Origin of the sequence: Phenylobacterium sp., assembly GCF_036821595.1 — a bacterium.
In the GTDB taxonomy this organism is placed as follows: Bacteria; Pseudomonadota; Alphaproteobacteria; order Caulobacterales; family Caulobacteraceae; genus Phenylobacterium.
Genome location: NZ_DAISJG010000185.1, coordinates 1 through 1,341, shown reverse-complemented (window position 1 = coordinate 1,341; position 1,341 = coordinate 1). Strand labels below are relative to the sequence as shown.

Sequence of the window (1,341 nt, the reverse complement as noted above, 5' to 3'; positions counted from 1 at the left end):
GCGGCCAGCACGCGCGCGCCGTTGCAGATCGACATGATCCGCGCGCCGCGCCGCATCTGCGCCTGCAGCCAGGCCGCGCGGGCGGCGTCCGCCTCGACCTCCAGGGCCGGCACGATCACCACGTCCGGCCGCCGGCCCGCCAGCTCGGCCAGGGTCGCCTGCGGTTCGACCCAGGCCCAGCCGGGCGTCAGCCGGGCCGGCGCCCGCGTCGCCGACACGACCTTCACCTCCACCGCCCCGCTCTCGGCGAGGATGGCGTAGGGGGCGAGCAGGTCGGTCGCCACCGTGCCGCGGGCGTCGGCCAGGATCACCACCAGCGGCCGGGCCGCGGCCATGCCGGCGTAGATCAGGAAGGCGGCCAGGCCGGCCAGGAAGATCGCGATCCGGGTGAGCGACATCGGCGCCTCCATCGTCAGAGGCGGCCGAATCTAGGCTCTGCGCCGTTTGGCCGGAATGACGTATTTCCCGCGTTTCCTGCCACACTCCGCCGACCCCCCGCACCTCACGGCCGGCGCCCCTGTCGCTCCTCCCAGCGGTGCACGACCTGGTACAGCGGCCCATCGTACGGCTTGCCGTGCGCCGCCTCCCAGCGCGCCTCCTCCTCGGCGTTGCGCGGCGGCACGGCGAGGATCGTCTTTCCGTCCGGCGAGCGCTCGAAATGGGTGACGCAGATCAGGCTGTCCGGGCGCATCGCCGCGGCCTCCGCCTCGGCCCGCCGCTGCTCGGCCACGGCCTCCATCACCGCCACCCGCTCCACGTACTTGCGCGGCGCGAGCCGCGCGGCCTGCCAGCGGATCACCGAGAAGCACAGCCGCGCCACCCAAACGGTCTCCGGCGTGGCGGCCAGCGCCACGTCGCGCGCCTCGTCGCAGAAGTAGTCGGCCTGCACCTGCCGGGCCTGGACGTACATGTCCTCGAACTCCGGATGGCGCCGCACCCAGCCCAGGATCGTCGCATAGGCCGGCATGGCCGGGTCGCGGGCGATGCCTGTCAGGCTCTCGCCCTCCATCAGCCGGGCGCAGATCGCCTCGCCCATGGCCGGGGTGTAGGTCGAGGGCTTCCCTCCGCGCCGGGGCTTCGGCCGCGCCGCCAGGTGCGCGAAGCACGCCCGGTCCCTGCGCCGCCAGGCCAGCCGCGCCGCCTGCTGCGCCGCCACCAGCCCCTGGGCGAACTCCGGATGCCGCGTCATCCAGGCGCGCAGGGTCGTCCGGTGCGGCGACCCCGGCCCGGCGCAGATTGCCCGCAGGCTCTCGCCGGCCAGCACCCGCCGGCAGATCGCCTGCCCCAGCGCTTCCGTATAGACGCTCGCCCCCGGCGCAGCCGCGCCCGGCCGCGCCGGAC

At 75.3% G+C, this 1,341-nt stretch carries 2 protein-coding genes; both read right to left on the bottom strand.

The features are described from left to right. Window positions 1-398 (bottom strand): DJ-1/PfpI family protein (locus tag V7Z97_RS20480; RefSeq protein ID WP_334165481.1); only part of this gene is annotated, 398 nt, incomplete at its 3' end. A 104-nt stretch (window positions 399-502) separates the two neighbouring features. Further along, on the bottom strand, window positions 503-1,341 hold an 839-nt coding region (locus V7Z97_RS20475; protein WP_334165480.1), incomplete at its 5' end, for a hypothetical protein.